General features: G+C 58.6%; 14 protein-coding genes. 7 read left to right on the forward strand and 7 right to left on the reverse strand.

Going from position 1 to position 13,391, the window contains the following annotated elements:
- The 4 genes from F8N49_RS18375 to F8N49_RS18390 form a co-directional block, all read left to right on the forward strand.
- The coding region (locus F8N49_RS18375; RefSeq protein ID WP_256675468.1) for a type IV pilus biogenesis/stability protein PilW at positions 1-292 on the forward strand (292 nt) is incomplete at its 5' end.
- A gap of 27 nt (positions 293-319) precedes the next feature.
- A complete protein-coding gene (locus F8N49_RS18380; RefSeq protein WP_024014810.1) occupies positions 320-1,075 on the forward strand; it encodes a lysozyme inhibitor LprI family protein in 756 nt (251 codons plus the stop codon).
- 71 nt (positions 1,076-1,146) lie between these two features.
- Complete coding sequence (locus tag F8N49_RS18385; RefSeq protein WP_225914403.1) at positions 1,147-2,118, forward strand: hypothetical protein; 972 nt, start codon at positions 1,147-1,149, stop codon at positions 2,116-2,118.
- Between the two features lie 56 nt (positions 2,119-2,174).
- Entirely contained in the window at positions 2,175-2,600 is a 426-nt protein-coding gene (locus F8N49_RS18390) for a hypothetical protein (protein ID WP_071172101.1), read from the forward strand.
- Positions 2,601-2,652: 52 nt separating this feature from the next.
- Here the strand turns inward: F8N49_RS18390 and F8N49_RS18395 are convergent, their stop codons facing one another.
- Positions 2,653-3,015: a DUF6124 family protein gene (locus tag F8N49_RS18395; protein ID WP_071172102.1), complete on the reverse strand. Its 363-nt coding sequence runs from the start codon at positions 3,013-3,015 to the stop codon at positions 2,653-2,655.
- Positions 3,016-3,446: 431 nt separating this feature from the next.
- Between F8N49_RS18395 and F8N49_RS18400 the strand changes: the two genes are divergently transcribed.
- Positions 3,447-3,830 carry a helicase gene (locus F8N49_RS18400; RefSeq protein WP_016772529.1) on the forward strand — a complete coding sequence of 128 codons (384 nt, stop codon included), beginning with the start codon at positions 3,447-3,449 and terminating at the stop codon, positions 3,828-3,830.
- A gap of 163 nt (positions 3,831-3,993) precedes the next feature.
- Positions 3,994-5,352: a hypothetical protein gene (locus tag F8N49_RS18405; RefSeq protein WP_071172103.1), complete on the forward strand. Its 1,359-nt coding sequence runs from the start codon at positions 3,994-3,996 to the stop codon at positions 5,350-5,352.
- 62 nt (positions 5,353-5,414) lie between these two features.
- On the opposite strand, the gene F8N49_RS18410 is transcribed toward F8N49_RS18405, so the two are convergent.
- The 6 genes from F8N49_RS18410 to exbB all read right to left on the reverse strand — a co-directional run bounded on the left by F8N49_RS18410 (position 5,415) and on the right by exbB (position 12,317).
- Positions 5,415-6,815: an aminoacyl-tRNA deacylase and HDOD domain-containing protein gene (locus F8N49_RS18410; RefSeq protein ID WP_071172104.1), complete on the reverse strand. Its 1,401-nt coding sequence runs from the start codon at positions 6,813-6,815 to the stop codon at positions 5,415-5,417.
- 79 nt (positions 6,816-6,894) lie between these two features.
- Complete coding sequence (gene recG / locus F8N49_RS18415; protein WP_151552045.1) at positions 6,895-8,970, reverse strand: ATP-dependent DNA helicase RecG; 2,076 nt, start codon at positions 8,968-8,970, stop codon at positions 6,895-6,897.
- A 9-nt stretch (positions 8,971-8,979) separates the two neighbouring features.
- Positions 8,980-9,909: a hydrogen peroxide-inducible genes activator gene (locus F8N49_RS18420; RefSeq protein ID WP_016772533.1), complete on the reverse strand. Its 930-nt coding sequence runs from the start codon at positions 9,907-9,909 to the stop codon at positions 8,980-8,982.
- A gap of 276 nt (positions 9,910-10,185) precedes the next feature.
- Positions 10,186-10,932: an energy transducer TonB gene (locus tag F8N49_RS18425; RefSeq protein ID WP_151552046.1), complete on the reverse strand. Its 747-nt coding sequence runs from the start codon at positions 10,930-10,932 to the stop codon at positions 10,186-10,188.
- A complete protein-coding gene (exbD, locus tag F8N49_RS18430) occupies positions 10,929-11,357 on the reverse strand; it encodes a TonB system transport protein ExbD (protein ID WP_016772535.1) in 429 nt (142 codons plus the stop codon). Before exbD ends, F8N49_RS18425 begins: the two co-directional genes overlap by 4 nt.
- 6 nt (positions 11,358-11,363) lie before the next feature.
- Positions 11,364-12,317, reverse strand: coding sequence for a tonB-system energizer ExbB (exbB, locus tag F8N49_RS18435; RefSeq protein ID WP_024014803.1), 954 nt, complete (start codon positions 12,315-12,317; stop codon positions 11,364-11,366).
- Positions 12,318-12,505: 188 nt separating this feature from the next.
- Here exbB and F8N49_RS18440 point away from each other — a divergent pair, with 188 nt between their 5' ends.
- Positions 12,506-13,360 carry an SDR family oxidoreductase gene (locus F8N49_RS18440; protein ID WP_151552047.1) on the forward strand — a complete coding sequence of 285 codons (855 nt, stop codon included), beginning with the start codon at positions 12,506-12,508 and terminating at the stop codon, positions 13,358-13,360.
- The last annotated feature ends 31 nt before the right edge of the window (positions 13,361-13,391 follow it).

Below are 13,391 nucleotides of genomic sequence, written 5' to 3' on the forward strand. Positions count from 1 at the left end.
GAGCCTGACTTTTTTGAGTCCAGAGTCCTACATGGCGTGCCATCCCCCGGCGCAAAATGTTCAGGCGTACAACGACCTGGGTTTTTATCTGGCCGAGGGCGGTAGAGTTGAGCTGGCGCTGAAGTTTTATCGCGGCGTTGAGGCCGTTGGTAAACGCACAGTGCTGATGCTGAACATGGCTGATTCGCTGTGGCGACTTGATCGGCAAGAAGAAGCGCAGCGTTATTACCGCGAGTACCGCGACGCGATGAGTGCCGACGGCAAGGCGCAGAAAATTCCGCAAAGTGATTGAGCGAACTGCACATCAGGGAATGAAAAATTGAACAGGATTGTCCGTTTTATCGCATTGCCTCTTGGAACGCTGTGCGCATCAATCGCGCATGCCGAGGACACCTGCAAAGTCATCAACGTGAGCTGGCAATACGATGAGTGCTTGGAGGCCGACCGTAAGAATGCCGACGCACGACTCAATGCCAGCTACAAAAAACTGATGTCGCGTTTTGAGTCCAGCCCCGAACCGGAACTGACCAAGACAAATATGGCCGCTGCCAAAGAGTCGCAACGTGCCTGGATCAAATTGCGTGACACCACCTGCCCCCTTGAAACCACGGCTGTCGCACCCGGTTCGCAGGCTTATTCCCAAGTACTCAATAAGTGCATCACCAGAATGAGTCTGGAGCGTGCCGCCTACCTGGATGCGATTGCGCCTGATGGCCCGAGTGATGTGGTCGATGTGGCCAAGGTTTCTGCATCGGCCTCGCAACGTTTCGGCGATGTGGTAGCTCGCTACGTCACTACGTTTGGCAACCCTTGCCTCAATGTCCAGCTTCTCGCGCCCGAAGGCAATTGGCGAGTGCTGGCGTCCAAGCGGTTCTGCAGCTTCGAGGGCAAGTCGTTTTGGGATGGCTATGCCAGTGCGGTGTTTGAGGATCATGCGTTCGCTACTGATGGTTTACACCTGACGCTCAGCTTGTTCGAGCTTCGTGGGGAAAGAGAGAAGCGGCTCGCTTGTGTGATACCGATCCAGAATGAGCAAATCAAAGAGCTGAAGTGCGGCGCACCTGAGTCATCGTAAAACCCTCAGCCTAAACATTTGAAGATTGATTAACAGGGAAGTGAGTGGAATTGGCCAGGCTCTTAAGTTGTATGAGTGCGTTCGGATTCATGGTTGCCTTATTGGCTCAGCAGGCAATAGCGAGTGACCCACAAACCATCGGTGAGCTGCATCCGCCTGTGATTGCATCGCTCGGTGATCAAAAGATCACAGTGTTCTTTTTGAAGAACAACCTCAAAGGTCAGGTAAAGGAAGGACATGTTCCTTATGCTGAGATCTTCTACACCTCAATGAACGCCGTGAAGCCTTCGCTGAATTATGTGTGGAAGGTCGAAGGTGAGCAGATCGCCTCGGTGTTCTTCTTCGAGCGCAAATTCCCGGAGCAAGCGGGGAAGTCCATGTTTGTTCTGACAAAACAAAAAGTCTCGCACAGTCAATTCGAAGGTGATTCCTATTCGGTGCTGGAATTGCCTTTGGTGAAGGACGGCGATCATTTGGCCTTGCGGTTTTTTAGCGGCGACCCACCAGATCCCGAGCTTGAGAACTGCCTCGACGGTCTAAATCTGGCGGATGATGTAAAGGTCGAATGTGCTTACAAGGATGCGACCAGCATTAAAAAGCGCTTGGCAGACTTGGATGCAAAGATAATTGCGGATTCAAAACTGCATCAGGACATCGGCCAGAATCCACTCAAAGTCGAGGTTGATACGTCCAATGTTGCTTGCCCTTCGACCGACTTTTCAGCGTTCCTCTCAGCTTTCTCCGAACGCGCAGATGTGCAAAAAGCCTTCGTACAACAACCGCTGAAAATGGTCACGACCGTGGCCGGCGATCCCGAACCCGAGATGGAAAAACGCAGTCTCAGCGGCGATCAACTGAAGTTTCCTGTCATTCCGGATCAAGCAACGCGAGAGGCCCAGGGCCTGACGTTGACCGTCAAGGAAGCGCGGGACAAAAAAGCGATCGCGATCCTGCAGAAGCCGGATACCGACTATGTTTTCGAATATCGGTTTGTTCGTGGGCAGTGTTGGCGGCTGGAAGAAGTGGCGGATTATTCGCTTTAGAAACGCTGGCGTTCATAGGCATAAGCGCATTCAACAGAACGGGTTCAGAGGGATTTGTGAAGAAGTTATTTTTAGTGCTGTTGTTGGTGTTGCCGTTGACGGCCCACAGTGAAGTTTCTACACAGGTAAGGTGCTTCCATTCGTTGGAAGGCAAAAACATCAATTTTGAGTTCAGAACCTATTACGACGTGGCCGCTAAATGGAGCGGCGCAAGTGTCAGGTACAGGAAGTCGAAGAAAGCCATTACTTTGGTTCATCACCGAACCGAAGAGTACGTCATGACGGAGAGCGGGCCGTACGAATTCACGACGACTTGGGTGGAAGTTTCAGACGGTGCGGTGACGGGGCAGTATGTCATCGCAACGCAAGGCGCTCGGGTGAACTCGATGCGCTACACGAATTACAAATCCGGCAAACAGTATTCGTTCGACGAAGACTTTAGCATTGAGGCCTCTCCAGAGACGGGTTGTCAGTGGGGATGAACTCTTAAAGAAAGGGGGCTCAACGCCCCCTCTTTATCATCCGCGGATCTCGCTAAAACTTGGCAGCCAGGTTCCGCACTTCAATGTGATCAAGCGTCCCTTCCACCATCAATCTGACCCCGCCCGCCATCCTACTCAATGCCAATGCAACCGAGCGGCGTGAGCCATCTATGTCGTCCGCAAGATCCGCAGCGATGATACTGATAGACAGCAGGTCTTCCGAAGCGTTGGCCAGCAGGGCTTCGGCGTCGATGTCCGGGTTCAGGCTGAACAGGCCTTCGCGGCGTGGGGCCTGAGAGAGGTCGGATTTGCCGAAGTGGTGATTGAGGGCGCGTTCGGCGGCTTCATGTAGTTTTCTTGAATCGAAGGATTCGTAGGGGGAGGTGTCCTCGGTGTTGGCAGTTGAATTGGTCATCGGTGTAAATCCCTTGGAGTAAGAAGAAATTGCTCCCGAATTCGGACTTGCACATCCGGTCACCGAATAGCCGATGACGCAGGAAGCCTATCGGTGATCTTCAAGCTCGACTAGTTCACGGACAGCCCCGCACTTCGCAGGAAATTTTCCATGGATTCGCGGGGCGGAAGATCAAAAGATCGCAGGCTTCGCCGGCTCCTACAGGGATGTGTTTCAACAGGTGTAAAGGTGAACGGTGAGACGCGGAGCGTCTCGGGATGCGTTCCCACGCGAAGCGGGGGAACGATCAGTGGGCGAGCGCTTAATCGTGACTTGGCGGTCATCGTGCGGGAAATGGTCTGCATCCTCTTCCAATAGAGTCAGATACTGGCGTTATCGTCCGAATCCCTTACACTGCCCCGGCCGTTCATTTTCCTTTTGAGGCTGTGCGCATGAAATTTCGTTTTCTTCTGTGGATGATGGGTTTGTTGATGGGTAAGGCCAGCCGGACAAATCCTGCGTTCCAGCAGCAGTTGGGTGACAAGGATCTGGTGTTTCAGTTGCAGACGCTGGATGGGAAAGTGGCGCGGCATTTCGTGGTCAAGGATCAGCGCATCACCAGCAAGTCTGGGGTAGTGGCGGAGCCTGCGTTTGCGATTGCGTTTAAAGATGCCGGTTATGGCTTTGCGACGATGCAGGCGAAGAACAAGCAGTTGGCGTTTATGCAGGGGATTCAGGACAAATCGATTCAGCTCAAGGGTAACCCGGCGCTGGTGATGTGGTTTCAGGGGTTGATGAAGTATTTGGTGCCGAGGAAGGCCAAGCCCAAGACTTGAAGCACCATCTTTCCAGTGTGATTGTTTGGCTCAATAAGTCGGTAAATTGGCACATAAGGCCCTGAACACCTGTCAGAAATGACAGGTGTTTTTGTTTGCATAATGATGCTTGATCGAGATGTCCAGCAGTAAAGGGACTTATCCGGATTGGAGAGTTATCAACATGACCATACAAGCAGGTGAGCTTGATTCAACATTTGCCGCTGACGGCATACTCAATTGGGAATTTCCCGAGTTTATCAGCATTGCTCCGCACGTTGTTCTTCCGTTGCCTGACGGCCGACTGTTCGTCGTGGCGAATGAATTAGGTATTTTCCCCGGCTTCGTAGTCGCACGGCTCACGGACCATGGCGAGCTTGATGTTGGCACCGGGTTTGGCGAGAACCAGCAAGGATTTGCGCGAATTTCGACAGGGGAGAAATTTTTATCAGGGAAGTTTGGCGCAAACTTGCTGAGTAACGGAGGGGTACTGATTACGGTCGAATACAGTACACGCCCTCCGAATGGTGAGAACGGTTTTGTGCTTATCCAGCTCCTGCCAGACGGGCGACTCAACGATAAATTCGGTGAAGGCGGTGTCGCCAAATTTCCGTACGGTTCAGGGCCCGTACCACTCGATGGAGCGCTAACGGCAGCTCGTGCACGCCAAAATATACCTGGGCATGAAAAGTCTGCAATCCAGAGCGGCGCCAGCTCTGGTGCGTCCGGTATCGAGTTGCCAGGGGGCAAAGTGGCTCTGGTTTATTTCGGTTTTGATCATGCTTCACAGCAAACTAAAGGCTTGGTCATGCGACTCAATCCTGACGGCAGTTTCGACAACACTTTCAACAAAATCGGTTCGGCCACTGTTGAATTGGCTGAGCTGGGTGCGACAGGTGATAACGCCGCCCGCGGAGTGGCCGCTCATGTAGACGGTGGCTTGGTGGTGTATGGCGACTTTGATGATGAAGGCACCTTCGGGACTTATGCTGTGCGCTTCACTGAACATGGAACGCGGGACAATGAGTTCGGCGAGTTCATCGTGAAGTCTGATCGGCTGCCGGTGTTTCGCGATATTGCTGTAAGAAAAAAGGACGGAATAATTGCTCTGGTTGGAGGCCAGGATGGCCAAGGGGTTTTTGATGGTGAGGGCGTGATTGTCGTGCTCAGTGCGGATGGCTCACCTCACCCTCTTTTCAATAATGGTCAGCCTCTATTTACAAAAATTGTGCCTGAAATCGGCCAAAACTGGACGAGTTGTGCGTTTGATAACCCAGATGAAAGCAAGCTGATTGTCGCCGGCACCAGCGGCGGGGCGTTCGTAACTGACGAGATGCATGCCATCTGTGCACGTTACAAGCTTACTGGCGAGCCTGACACGCAGTTCAGCGGTGGCTATGTAACAGTTAATACGTCAGAGAGGCTGGAGTCGACTCTGAATGTGCAAGTTACCGGGCAAAATAAAATTGTTATGTGCGGTGAATATTGGCGAGACCGGCTGAGTCTGCCTAAGAGCGGATGGATCGCACGCTTCATTGCTTGATAAATGACGAAGCTGCAATTGCCCGCGCTCAGGAAAAAGAATGATCCGTGAGCGCGGGTTTTTTATGCCTGGCTGAACTGCGAAGCCAGTTCGCGCAGCAGCACTTCAGCCTCAAGCACTTTGCTGACGACATCGTTAGCTTTTTCACGGCTCAAACCAACGCGTTCGAGCAACGCATCCGGAATATCTTCATCCGGTCCGGAGCCAATCCCGCGACTGCGCAGCAGGCGTACGGCCAGGCAGACGAGGTTCGGGTATTCGGCGTAGGCGCCGTCGTAGCTTGGGTCGTGCTGGAAGCGCAGGGCGGTGGCCAGTTCGTCGGGCATGTCCCAGTAGCGCATCAGCCACGAGCCGATCTGTTCACGGCTGATACCGAGCAAGTGTTGCTCGATGTAGCTGTGGCACAGGTGCGGGTTGACCTCCAGGTGGCGGCAGATCAGCGAGAAGTGCGGCGGGAAGACGTGGGCCAGCAGCAGGTAACCGAAGTTGTGCAGCAGACCGGCCAGATACGTCAGGCCGGCCTCCGGGCGCTGGGCGCGCGGCATGGCGCGGGTCAGGCCTTCGATGACGGCGGCGGTGTAGATCGACTGCTGCCAGTACGGCGTGGTGTGTTGCGGGTGGTCTTTGGGCAGGCTCAGGGTCTTGCCGAGGGCCAGGCCCAGTGCGAGGTTGATCACCAGATCGAAACCGAGCACGCGAACGATCGCATCTTCTACCGAACGAATCTTGCCCGGCGAGGCGTAGTACGGCGACGCCGCCCAGCTCACCACTTGTGCCGCCAGTGCCGGGTCGGTTTCAACCACACCGGTGATGTCGTCGATAGTGGCGTTGGGGTCAACGCGCAGCTTGATGATTTTTTGCGCAGTCTCGGCCAGAGGCGGAATTTCGATGGTCGCTTCCAGGCGCTGCTGAATGCGCCGCGCGGTGAACGCTTGTACGGCCTGGGTGATTTCCTCGCGGTCATCGTCCGGGCGGTCGAGGTTGGGGCGGATGCTGCTCAGGGCTTCGCCGAAGTTGGCCGCGCTGGCTTTGGTCAGCATCGATTTGAAGTCTTCGCTGCTGATTTCCAGCAGCAGGCCCGGCTCGCCGGAGTTGATCAGCAGCTTCGGCTCGCGCAGCAGGCTTTCTTCGTAGAGGCACGGCGAACTGGTTAGCGCGGGCAGGCCTGGGAGCAGGCTCAGATTGTGTTTGCCGAGCATCTTCTCCAGGCGCTCGGTGGACACGGCTGTGAGGCGGCGACCAGTGAGTTCGGCGAGGCGATTGAGATCCAGCAACTGGCTCTGTGGAAACAGCACCATCAACGCGCCCACGGCGTCGTCCAGCAACACGGCCTGCACTTTGCGCGAGGCATTGAGGCCGTGGTGGTCGAGCACTTCTTCGTAGGCAACGCCCAGCTTGTTGAGCAGCAGCCGAATAACAGACGGAGCTTGCGGAGATTCGGGGACGAGAGCAGCTTCGGTCATGGTCTGTATCCGTTTTTGAAACAATGGCAGGAGTATAACCAGCTCTGTAGGAACGATCCTGCACAAACTGCGACGGTGCTCACACTTGGCCGTATTGCTGCCCATGCCGCAGCCAACGGTCAAGCAATGGGCTGACGTGCGTCGGCCAGCGCTCCAGCAAAGCCTGGGCAGCATCGCGTACGGCGGGCAATAAGTCGGTGTCGCGCATCAGGTCGGCGACTTTGAATTGCAGCAGGCCGGTCTGGCGGGTGCCGAGCATTTCCCCGGGGCCGCGCAGTTCGAGGTCTTTTTCGGCGATGACGAAACCGTCGTTGGTCTCGCGCATGATGCCCAGGCGCTGACGACCGATCTGCGACAGCGGCGGATGGTAGAGCAGCACGCAATGGCTGGCGGCGCTGCCCCGGCCAACGCGGCCGCGCAACTGGTGCAGTTGCGCGAGACCGAGGCGCTCGGGGTTTTCGATGATCATCAGGCTGGCGTTGGGCACGTCGACGCCGACTTCGATCACGGTGGTGGCGACCAGCAGTTGCAGGTTGCCGGCCTTGAACTCGGCCATCACTGCGGCTTTCTCGGCCGGCTTCATGCGCCCGTGAATCAGCCCGACTTTCAATTCGCCGAGGGCGGCGGTGAGGTCTTCAAACGTGGTTTCGGCGGCCTGGCAGGTCAGCTCTTCGGATTCTTCAATCAAGGTGCAGACCCAATAGGCCTGACGTCCTTCGGCGCAGGCGCTGCGCACCCGTTCGATGACTTCGACGCGGCGGGTGTCGGTGACCAGCACGGTGTTGACCGGGGTTCGGCCGGGCGGCAATTCATCGAGGATCGAGGTGTCGAGGTCGGCGTAGGCACTCATCGCCAATGTGCGTGGAATCGGCGTGGCGGTCATGATCAGTTGGTGCGGGCACATGCGCCCGCCGACGCCTTTCTGCCGCAGCGCCAAACGCTGCTGCACGCCGAAGCGGTGCTGTTCGTCGATGATCACCAGAGCGAGGTTCTTGAACTGCACTTCGTCCTGAAACAGCGCGTGGGTGCCGACCACCATCGGCGTGCCGCTGGCAATCTGTTCCAGAGCGGCGACGCGGTTCTTGCCCTTGAGCTTGCCGGCCAGCCACGCGACTTCAATGCCCAGCGGTTCGAGCCAGCGCTTGAAGGTGATGAAGTGCTGTTCGGCGAGGATCTCGGTCGGTGCCATCAGCGCGACCTGATAACCGGCCTCCAGCGCCTGCAACGCGGCGAGGGCGGCAACCACGGTTTTACCCGCGCCGACGTCGCCCTGAATCAGGCGCAACATCGGTTCGTGCTGGCTGAGGTCGTAGGCAATTTCATTGCCGACGCGCTGCTGAGCACCGGTTGGGCTGAAGCCGAGGTTCTTCAGGTATTTCGGCGGCAGCCTGGTGGCTTTCGGCATCGCTGGCGCGCGCAGCGAGCGCATGCTTTCGCGCAGACGCTGCTGCGACAGTTGATGGGTGAGCAGTTCTTCGAAAGCCAGGCGATGCTGCGCCCAGTGATGGCCGAGGGCGAGCTCATCGACATCGGCATCGGCGGGTGGGTTGTGCAGATAGCGGATCGCATCGGCCAGCGGCGCCAGTTGATAGTCGCGGGCGAGTTCGGTCGGCAGCCAGTCGGGCAGGGTGCTCGGCTTGAGCAGCGTCAGGGTCTGCATGCACAACTGGCGCAGGCGCTGTTGGGTCAGGCCTTCGGTGAGCGGGTAGACCGGGGTCAGGGTTTCATCGACTGGCGGCGGTTCATCGCCGGTGATCGCGCGGTATTCCGGATGATAGATTTCCAGGCCTGAGGCGCCGGGCCGGGCTTCACCGTAGCAGCGAACCCGCGTGCCACGCTTGAGGCCTTCTTTCTGCGCATTGCTGAAATGGTAGAAGCGCAGGCTCAGCCCGCCGGTGCCGTCCTGCAAGCGCACGACCAGGCTGCGGCGGCGACCCATGACTACATCGGCGCCGCTGACGGTGCCTTCAACCACGGCGTCCTGTCCCGGTCGCAGCGCACCGATCGGCACCACGCGGGTGCGATCCTGATAACGCAGCGGCAGGTGGAACAGCACGTCCTGCAGATTCTCCAGGCCGACCTTTGCCAGTTTCTCGGCCATGGCCTCGCCGACACCCTTGAGTGCCGTCACCGACACTTGCGACAGCTCCGTCATGACGCTCGCTTAACCGGCCGTAACCGGCGCCGTTGGCTTGGCCACCGAGCACAGGCGAATGGAGTCGGCGAGGATCTCGATGGCTTTCGGCCGTGGGAAGCTCGCGCGCCAGGCGATCGCCACGGTGCGGAACGGTACCGGCGCGGTCAGTGGGCGCACTTCGATCACGCCGGGGGCGTAGTGATGGCTGTCCACCGCTGACAGCGGCAGGATCGAGATGCCCAGGCCGGAGGCGACCATGTGGCGAATGGTTTCCAGCGAGCTGGATTCCACCGTGGTGTGCTTGGCGCCGTCGTTGCCCTTGGTCAGCGTCGGGCAGGCCTCGAGCACCTGATCGCGGAAGCAGTGGCCTTCACCGAGGAGCAGCAGACTCTTGTCGTTGAGCAGGCCGGCGTCGATGGACTCTTTCTTGGTCCACGGGTGCTGGGCCGGCATCAGGACGTAGAACGGCTCGTCGTACAGCGGCAGGGTCAGCACGTCGGCTTCGTTGAACGGCAGGGCGATGATGATCGCGTCGAGCTCGCCGTTGCGCAGTTTGTCGCGCAGTACGTGGGTAAAGTTTTCTTCGATGTACAACGGCATCTGCGGGGCGACCCGGTGCAGTTGTGGAATCAGATGCGGGAACAGATACGGGCCGACGGTGTAGATGGCGCCGACTTTCAGCGGCGCGGTCAGCTGATTCTTGCCGGCCTGGGCCAGTTCGCGAATGCCTTGGGCCTGTTCCAGGACTTTTTGCGCCTGGGCGACGATGCCTTCGCCGACCGGGGTCAGGCGCACGGCGCTTTTGCTGCGCTCGAAAATCAGCACACCGAGTTCGTCTTCAAGTTTCTTCACGCCCACCGACAGCGTCGGCTGACTGACGTGGCAACGCTCGGCGGCATGGCCGAAGTGCTGCTCTTGGGCGAGGGTAACGATGTAGCGTAATTCTGTGAGGGTCATAGCAAGCGTCCATGAAGATGCGCGCCAAGCATACCGGCTGCAATCGATAGACGCACGTTATCAGACTGCGGGCTGAGTGCGACACCGGTCGAGGTGGGTTTGCCGCTGGCAGATACGCAAAAGGCACCTTTCGGTGCCTCTTGGCTGGATCTACTGGTTAGCACATCACTTTGTGGGAGCGAGCTTGCTCGCGAATGCGGTATGTCAGACGAAACTGCTCTGACTGACCTGGCGCCTTCGCGAGCAAGCTCGCTCCCACAGGTATTGCGGTGTTGCTTAGCGACGGCGTTCGAGCGAATAAACAAACGGCGCAACAATTTCGATCGAGCCGTTGTTGAGCATGTCGGCCGGCGGCTTTGGCAGCGGTTGGGCGCGGCGGATCATGTCCAGGGTGGCCCGGTCCAGATCAGCGTTGCCAGAGCGGCCCACCAGTTCGAACGACAGCACATTACCTTCGCCATCAACCACGAAGCGCAGACGATTCAAACCTTCCTTGCCACGCGACTGCGCACTCTGCGGGTACTTCTTGTACTTGGCCAGATGCGTGAGCAGGGCGCCTTGCCAACTGGCCTTGGCCGCCACTTGAGCTGGCGATGGGCCCGGTGCAGGCTGGGCGGATTTCTCCGTCGGTGCCTGGGTCGGCTGGGTATCGGCCGGTTTCTCCTCAGAAGGTTTTTCCTTCGGCGGCTCGGGCAGCTTTTTCTCGACCGGCTTCGGCGGTTTTGGCTTGGGCTTCGGCTTGGGTTTGGGTACCGCGATTTCCGCTTTCGGTGCTTCAGCCAGTTTCGGAATCGGCAATTCTTCCACCGGAGCCGGTGGCTGCGGCGGTGTGACGACTTTCGGCGGAGCCGGCGGTGGCGGGGCAGGCAACGGGGCCAGCTCGACCATCATTGCCTGCGCCGGCAATTCGATGGGCGGGCGGGCAGTCCAGTTCAGCGCCAGCGCGATGGCCAGCGCATGCACACCCAGCACCACGGCCAGGCTACCGCTGTAACGCGTCAGCTTATGGCGCGTCGTGATCATTTCTTGGCTGCCGTCTCGAGACCGACCAGACCGACCTTCAGGTAACCGGCGGCGCGCAGGCTGTCCATCACGCTCATCAGGTCGCCGTAATCCACGCCTTTGTCGGCCTGGAAGAAGATGGTGGTGTCTTTCTTGCCCTGGGTCTTGGCGTCGAGGGTAGCGCCGAGGGTTTCGGCTTTCACTTCGTCGTCACCGAGGAACAGGCGCTGGTCCGCTTTCACACTGAGGAACACCGGTTTTTCCGGCCGCGGCGCCGGTTTGGCGGTCGAGGCGGGCAGGTCGACTTTGATGTCCACAGTGGCCAACGGCGCGGCCACCATGAAGATGATCAACAGCACCAGCATCACGTCGATGAACGGCGTGACGTTGATTTCGTGGTTCTCGGCCAGATCGTCGTCTGCGCCTTCTTTCAAATGCAGGCCCATGGCCGATTACCCCACTTTAACCATGTGCGGCTGCGAGCTGCGCTCAGGCTGGTGGTCGAGATCGCGGCTGACCAGCAGCAGGACTTCTGCCGAGGCATCGGAGACCTGCGCCTTGTAACCGGCGATGGAGCGGGCGAAGACGTTGTAGATCACCACGGCAGGGATCGCCGCAACCAGACCCAGTGCAGTGGCCAGCAGGGCTTCAGCGATACCCGGTGCGACAACGGCGAGGTTGGTGGTCTGGGTTTTGGCGATGCCGATGAACGAATTCATGATGCCCCACACGGTACCGAACAGACCAACGAACGGTGCGGTCGAACCGATGGTGGCGAGGACGCCGGTGCCGCTGCTCATGTTGCGACCGCAGGCTGCTACGAGGCGCTCGAGGCGGAAGCTGACACGCTCCTTGATGCCTTCTTTCTCGCGGCTGTTGACCGACAGGCGCATCTCTTCGAGCGCGTCATGCACCAGCAGGTTGGCGAGGGTGCCTTCTTTACCAGCGGTGGCGCTGGCTTCCTTGAGGGTGGTGGCTTTTTTCAGTGCGGCGATTTCGCCACGCAGACGACGCTTGGCGCCCATCAGCTCGAAGCCTTTGGCGATCCAGATAGTCCAGGTGATGATCGATGCGATGGCCAGACCGATCATCACGATTTTCACGATGATGTCGGCGTTCTGATACATGCCCCACGGCGACAGGTCGTGGGCCATGCCCAAGGTGTTGTCGGCTTCGAGGACTTCAGGTGCGTCGGCCGCGTCGACAGCCTGCACCGGATCGGTGGCGGCCGGTGCAGCCGGAGCGGCAGCGGGTGCGCTCTGCTCGGTGGCGGCTGGGGTGGCGGGCGCTTGGGCGTCGGCGAAGGCGGCGGTCGGTGCCAGCATCAGGCTGAGCAACAGAGCCGCGACGGCGCTCCAGGCGCGAGGTCGAGTGGTTGGCGAAGCGGGAGTTTGATTACGTGTCATGCTGGCCGGACCTGAGATAGAAAAACGTTGTTGCTCTTCCAAGCCTCGTGAGGCCGAGAACAAAAGTGGCGTGCATTATTGCAAGTAATTCTTGTTAACAAAAGTAATAGAGTAACTTTTTTTCCTTCATTGCTAGCCGTTCGTCCTGTGCCAGAGCTAGTCTGTGCCTTTCCGATGGGAGTTTTCTGATGTCCGCGCCTTCTGTTTTGATTGCCGGTTGTGGTGATGTCGGCAGTCGTCTGGCCACGCAATTGCTGGCGGCTGGCTGGCAAGCCCATGGCCTGCGCCGGGATGTTTCCAAACTGCCGGAGGGTGTCATCGGCGTCGCCGGCGACCTGTTCAGCGAAGAATGCCCGGCGACCTGGCCGGTGGGTGCCGTGGATTATCTGGTGTATTGCGCAGCGGCCACCGATCACGATGAAGAGGGCTATCGCAAGGCCTATGTGCAGGGCTTGCAGAACGTGCTGAGCTGGCTGAACGACTATGGGCAAGTGCCCGAGCGACTGATCTTTGTGTCCAGCAGCAGCGTGTACGGCCAGCAGGATGGAGCATGGGTGGATGAGACCTCCGAGACTGTCGCGGCCGGATATTCAGGTCGCTTGATGCTCGAAGCCGAGCAGGTCGCGCTCAATAGCGGCATCCCGGCAAGTGTGCTGCGCCTGACCGGCATTTACGGCCCGGGTCGCGAGTGGCTGTTGACTCAGGTGCGTCGCGGCTATCGCGTGGCGATTGATCCGCCGCTGTATGGCAATCGGATTCATGCCGATGATGCAGCGGGGCTGCTGGCGTTCTTGCTGGAAAAAGACCGCGAGGGCGTCAAGCTGGACCAGCTCTATATCGGTGTGGATGACGCGCCGGCGCCATTGGCTGAGGTGGTGGGCTGGTTGCGCGAGTATCTGGGTGTGACTGAATGGGCGGACGACGCCAGTGTGCGGCGCACTGGCAGCAAGCGTTGCAGCAATGCGCGGGCGAAAGCGTTGGGGTGGGTGCCGAAGTATCCAAGTTACCGCGAAGGCTATGCAGCGATCCTTGACGGTCGCTAAAAGCAAAAGATCGCAGCCTTCGGCAGCTCCT

The organism is Pseudomonas sp. GXM4 (assembly GCF_008923895.1).
Classification (GTDB): Bacteria; Pseudomonadota; Gammaproteobacteria; order Pseudomonadales; family Pseudomonadaceae; genus Aquipseudomonas; species Aquipseudomonas atacamensis.

What these genes read in the sequence shown, in the direction of transcription:
- F8N49_RS18385 (WP_225914403.1), top strand. Translation starts at nt 1,147, where the DNA reads ATGAGTGCGTTCGGATTCATGGTTGCCTTATTGGCTCAGCAGGCAATA.
- F8N49_RS18395 (WP_071172102.1), bottom strand. Translation starts at nt 3,015, where the DNA reads ATGACCAATTCAACTGCCAACACCGAGGACACCTCCCCCTACGAATCC.
- F8N49_RS18400 (WP_016772529.1), top strand. Translation starts at nt 3,447, where the DNA reads ATGAAATTTCGTTTTCTTCTGTGGATGATGGGTTTGTTGATGGGTAAG.
- F8N49_RS18405 (WP_071172103.1), top strand. Translation starts at nt 3,994, where the DNA reads ATGACCATACAAGCAGGTGAGCTTGATTCAACATTTGCCGCTGACGGC.
- F8N49_RS18410 (WP_071172104.1), bottom strand. Translation starts at nt 6,815, where the DNA reads ATGACCGAAGCTGCTCTCGTCCCCGAATCTCCGCAAGCTCCGTCTGTT.
- recG (WP_151552045.1), bottom strand. Translation starts at nt 8,970, where the DNA reads ATGACGGAGCTGTCGCAAGTGTCGGTGACGGCACTCAAGGGTGTCGGC.
- F8N49_RS18420 (WP_016772533.1), bottom strand. Translation starts at nt 9,909, where the DNA reads ATGACCCTCACAGAATTACGCTACATCGTTACCCTCGCCCAAGAGCAG.
- F8N49_RS18425 (WP_151552046.1), bottom strand. Translation starts at nt 10,932, where the DNA reads ATGATCACGACGCGCCATAAGCTGACGCGTTACAGCGGTAGCCTGGCC.
- exbD (WP_016772535.1), bottom strand. Translation starts at nt 11,357, where the DNA reads ATGGGCCTGCATTTGAAAGAAGGCGCAGACGACGATCTGGCCGAGAAC.
- exbB (WP_024014803.1), bottom strand. Translation starts at nt 12,317, where the DNA reads ATGACACGTAATCAAACTCCCGCTTCGCCAACCACTCGACCTCGCGCC.
- F8N49_RS18440 (WP_151552047.1), top strand. Translation starts at nt 12,506, where the DNA reads ATGTCCGCGCCTTCTGTTTTGATTGCCGGTTGTGGTGATGTCGGCAGT.